This window comes from Pilimelia anulata, assembly GCF_014647895.1.
Taxonomy (GTDB): Bacteria; Actinomycetota; Actinomycetes; order Mycobacteriales; family Micromonosporaceae; genus Pilimelia; species Pilimelia anulata.
The window spans coordinates 1-5,017 of the sequence record NZ_BMQB01000021.1 but is presented as its reverse complement, the minus strand read 5'-3'; the positions used below and the strand labels follow the sequence as shown (position 1 = coordinate 5,017).

Sequence of the window (5,017 nt, the reverse complement as noted above, 5' to 3'; positions counted from 1 at the left end):
TCCTACCGGGAGCCTCGCCCTAGGTGGAGAACCGACACGCCGCGCCTGACCGGGTCATCCACCGGCACACACCACGATGAAAATGGCTCAGTAATCGAGCCCCTCCAGCATGGGGTGACCGAGAGATCCGCGGGCGATCCACCCCGCAGGCGGCGCAGCATCTGGTTGATGGCCGCCCATCGGATCATGGCCTCGGCGATGTTGGTGGTGCGTTCGTAGTCGCGGGCCAGGCGGCGGTGGCCGGCGAGCCAGGCCAGGGTCCGTTCGACGACCCAGCGGCGGGCGTGGACGTGAAAGCCGCGCTGGCCGGCAGGTGGGCGCACGATGTGCGGCCTCGTACGAAGCGCCTGCGCGCACCAGTCGACCAGCCGGCCAGCGAAGCCCTGGTCGGCGAACACGTACCGCATGCTCGGCGCGGCGAAGGTCGCGGCGATCAGGGCGCCTTTGGCGCCATCGCGGTCCTGCCACGATGCGGCCAGGACCCAGGCGGTGACCAGCAGCCCGCAGGTGTCGGTGACGATGAACCGCTTCCTGCCGTTGATCTTCTTGCCCGCGTCGTAGCCGCGCGAGTCGGCGCCTACGGTGTCGGCGCCCTTCACGCTCCGGGAGTCGATGATCCCCGCCGAGGGCTGCGGGTCACGTCCGGCCTCTACGCGTAGCTGTTCGCGCAGTAGCTCCACGATCCGTTCGGTGACCCGGGCTGTCTCCCACTTGCGGAACTGGTCGTACACGGTGGACCAGGGCGGGAAGTCAGCGGGCAGTTGCCGCCACGACACCCCACCACGCACCACAACAAGATCGCGTCCACGACATCCCGGCGCGGCCACTTCGGCGGCCTGCCCGACTCTTTGATCAACGGGAGCATCGGCTCGACGATCTCCCACTGCGCATCAGTCAAGTCCGTCGGATACGTCCGCTGTCTACCCACACCCCAACAACCGGACCAGCGGCCAACCACCACCGGACACGCCGTCCGACACGCTTACCGAACACCTACTTAGCTGCGAAGACATGGTCATGAACCTAACCCACCCGCCTGAGCAGGTCGTCCCCGTCCTCCACCCACCACCGCCATGATTCCCGGCTGTCGACAGCGGGTAGGCAGGCCCCCTCCAGCCGGCAGGGGCGCACCGTCCGCGGCAGAAGAGTGCCTCTGCGCCAAGCCCTCGGCGCCGCACTCGGTGAGGTTCGGTTTCCGCTCAGTTGGCCGCAGTCAACCGCGCGGCAGATGAGTGAGACGGCGCGAGATGACAGCCCTCAGCCGGAAAGAACGTATAGCGCGGCTGATCTATCTGATATGAAGATCCCAACGTGCCGCTGCGAAGCTCTTAAGCTAGGCCAGTGGCTCCCATCGATCGCCAGAAAACGGGGTGAATTCCGCTGGGACTCTACCTGACAAACGTACGAGTAGGCGCAGATGTACGGGAACGTTAGGGCCATTGACCTGGCCAACACGAAGATCACATTCCCCGTCTACACGAACGGCGTGGACGTAATCCAGGAGGAGGTCAGGCACCCGGCCGAGCCGGAATTTGCCCCGGTCGGCTACGACAATCGCCCTAGGGTTGACGGGGTTATCGGGCTCATTAACCATAAACAATCGATCGCCGCGCACGAGCGCTCGAATGTGTTCTTCCGTTTCTGGACTTTCACGCAGAACGTGGCTTATCCCATGAACGAGAAAGTTACAGGTGGTAGCTCCGTTCGCCTCGATAGAGGGCTGCGGGAAAAGCATAATAGTGTCACCGGCCCTGCGACCCTCGGAGCGAGCCAATTGTTCCCACGGCGTAGCCTCAACCGACAGGTCGAGTGACTTTACGAAACGCGGGTAATCGGGCCGTCGAGGGTCCATCACCCGCTGCGCAAATAGGGGAAAGAGACGATTCGACCGATAGCTCCGATGAAGGTCAGGAAACCCTACAAATGGGGAAAACTCTGGTAATTCTGCTGCATTGCGGATGTAATGGAACTCATAGGTCTCGCTATCGTGCGTCAAGACGCCAACCGGCTGGATCGAGCGCAGTTCCTTGTGCTGCCAGGCAACAGCAAGTCGTCGTCGTGGAGACGCGGCTTCCCCCACTTGTGGCTCGGTCAGACTCGCTGACCTGCTGCTAGCAGTCATCGAGAACCCTCCTCCGGTTCGCCTCTACCACCCTCTGGAAGAAGGTACTGGCTACCTCTGACATCCCTGGCATCTGAGCCGTGATGTCGGCGACGTCTGACGGGTCCAGGTTGTCGACGCGGTCTAGCCAGTACGTCTTCACGGGGGTCCGAACCATGTCTAAGGCCTGACTTGCGAGTTCGACGAGTGTGCATGGACCAGGAGGGCGAGCATGTTCGAAGCGCCAAGCCGTACCCTTCGCCACCCACAGTTCGATCCCTCGGTCCAACTGTTCGGCCATGGCCGCGTCGTCGTGCAATGATGAGCCGAGGGCGCGCCCGTGGTCGAACGATCCAGCAAGTGTTCCACCAGAAGCGCTTTGAGGGGGTCGCATTACCGCCCAGTTTTCATCATGGCGATCGCGATTTGCGACGACCGCGTCAAACACCAGATAACCGGTGAAAGTGTCGAAAGCGTCGAAGTCGCCTGGAAGGCACGATTGCGGCGGACTGGCGTACTCCTCAAGGGCAGTTTTGATGTTTTGGACAGAATGCCCCTTGCGGCCTTGCTGGCGAGGTCCGAACCTGGGATGTAGTCTGGAATCATTCCGCTCAGTAGAACTTGGCCATGCTGAAGTTCCCAATCGGCCGGCTTTAAGTCTAGCGAAAGACATCCAGCGATAGCGTCTCTTACTGCAAGCTCAACGTGGGCGCAAGGAATACCCAGACGTATTCCAATTTCTGATGCAACTTTCTCGGAAAAGTCCTCGCGTTGGGACCACGAACCACTCGGTCCGGTATGGGTATTGTTTGGCTTGAATAGCCACTGCCTCTGAGTGTCCGGTTCGGCTAGCCAATACTTTTCCTCGCCACCGACGGCCTCCTCATTTACGACTGGCCACCCCGTTGCGTCGATCACGGCGTACCTGTCAGCAGCTCATGCATCTGCAGCACCTGTGTCCATGCGGCCTACCGGTCGGCTCTCGTAACGGTACCGGGCTCGTACGGCTGTAGCAGGAGAACTCGATGTTCCGGTTTACTGACCGCTGCGGCCGGTGTTGAGCTGGCTTAGTTAGGCCATCGGTGAAGCTTCAGCGCGAAGGCCGTGCGAAGTCTGCACACTCACATCGGCATGACCGGACATCGTGCTGGCCATCGGATCAGGTCGTCGGTGGCCGGTGGTGCCGCTGCTGCTGTGATCGACGTGTGATCGATGGTCCTGACACAGGACGACGCTGGATGGTAGACAACGACGAGGCTGTGCCTGGTATTGCGACCAGAATGGCATCGGGTGCCACTACACAACATCAGCTAATAACAATCTAGCAATCTCTTAATCCGCGGGTTCGGGGTTCGAGTCCCTGGCGGCGCACAGACATAATCAGGCCCTGACCCGGGAAACTCCCGCGGTCGGGGCCTGTTTTTGTCGTATGTGGATCTTTGTGTGATCGACGGTTCGGGACACCCCCTGGCAGGGGGCCCGGGCGCGGTTCGGGCCGGTCGCGGGGTTCGTTGCCCGCCCACGGCCCGGGGGCCGTAGTGCCGGGCCTGCCCTACTCCTGGGGTGGGCGGGGCGTCAGCCGGCTATGCGGTCCTCGGCCAGAGGTGGGACTCGGCGGGGGATGATCGCGGCGGTTTCTCTGCGGCGGCGGTGGCGATCTCGGGCAGGACGCTGGCGTAGGTGTCAGCGGTGACCTTGTAGGAGGAGTGCCGCAGCATCTCCTGCACCGTCTTCATGCCCACCCGGCAGCCAGCGCGAGGGTCGCGGCGCCGTGGCGTAGGTCGTGCAGGCGGATTGGCGGCAGCGCGGCTTGTCGGGTCAGGTGCTGGAAGTGATCGGTCACGTCGGCCGGGTGCAGCGCCGACCCGATCGGGGTCGTGAAGACCAACCCGCTATCGGCCCACGCCTGACCGGCGGTGAGGCGCAGCTTGTGCTGATGAAGCCGGTGCGTTCGCAGGACGGCGATGGTGCCGGTGTCGATGGCGATGCTGTGCTCACTGCTGGCGGTCCTGGGTGTGCGGAGTTGGGTGGCCCAGCCGAGTTGGGTGATCTGCCACTGCACGGTGACCTGCTTCGAGGTCGGCCCGGTGCAGCCCGCAGGCTTCCCCGCGCCGTAGCCCGATGTGCGCCACTGGGTGGTAGAGGGGGTCGTCGGCTGCGGCGGCGCGGTCGAGGAACGCCCCTGTCTGGGCAGGTGTCCACACCATGACCGGCGACGCCACGGCGCCGGTGTCTTTCCACCGTTTGACCCGCTCGGCCGTCCAGACCAAAGCCTTGGGGGAGCGGGCTGAGGGGAGTTGGACGTGGCTGGCTGGGTTGAAGTCGATGAGCCGCCGCTTGATGGCAGTGTTCAACACCACCCGCAGCGTGGCCCGAATCCGCTGCATGGTTGCCGGTCCCACTGTCCGCATCCCACGCACCGGGGCCCGCTTGGCTTCGTCTCGGCTGTCTCGGCAGGCGGTGATCTGGTCGTTGCGTTCAGCGATGGCGTCGAACATCGCGACCCCGGCCCACCGGGTCGAGCGCGGCGGCCTGGGCGTCGGTCACGGCAACTCCGGCCGTGACACTCCGGTGCCCACACCCGGGACACCAACCGCCGGGAGCGGTACGCCAACGACCTCGGAGATGACCGGCCGCTGGCCGCGGTCACCGAAGCCCTCACCCAGACCAAGGGCGACGCCGACCCCGCTACCTGACCGAGTGGGTCGCCATCAAACACCGATGGACACTCACCGTCGATCGACCGGAGCCGGAAGCGCTGCGCCGATTCGCGAGACCCTGCGGCGATCCGCAAGTGACCGTAGAACGCACCTGATAGTGCGATCCCATCGGCCGACCGTGCACGCCGCAGCAGCGGCCGCACGCGAGCAAGGTCGGCTCTACCGCACCGTCACATTCTGGATCGGCGACAAGAGC

2 protein-coding genes and 1 pseudogene are annotated in these 5,017 nt (G+C 63.9%); 1 reads left to right on the top strand and 2 read right to left on the bottom strand.

Translation table 11 applies throughout. The annotated features are described in order from the left end of the window. Window positions 1-2: 2 nt before the first annotated feature. A pseudogene (locus IEY94_RS23005) lies at window positions 3-865 on the bottom strand (IS5 family transposase). A gap of 621 nt (window positions 866-1,486) precedes the next feature. Here IEY94_RS23005 and IEY94_RS23000 point away from each other — a divergent pair. After that, window positions 1,487-1,813 carry a hypothetical protein gene (locus IEY94_RS23000; protein WP_189172347.1) on the top strand — a complete coding sequence of 109 codons (327 nt, stop codon included), beginning with the start codon at window positions 1,487-1,489 and terminating at the stop codon, window positions 1,811-1,813. A 2,020-nt stretch (window positions 1,814-3,833) separates the two neighbouring features. Here IEY94_RS23000 and IEY94_RS22995 read toward each other — a convergent pair. Beyond that, window positions 3,834-4,163, bottom strand: coding sequence for a site-specific integrase (locus tag IEY94_RS22995; RefSeq protein ID WP_189172346.1), 330 nt, complete (start codon window positions 4,161-4,163; stop codon window positions 3,834-3,836). Window positions 4,164-5,017: the final 854 nt, after the last annotated feature.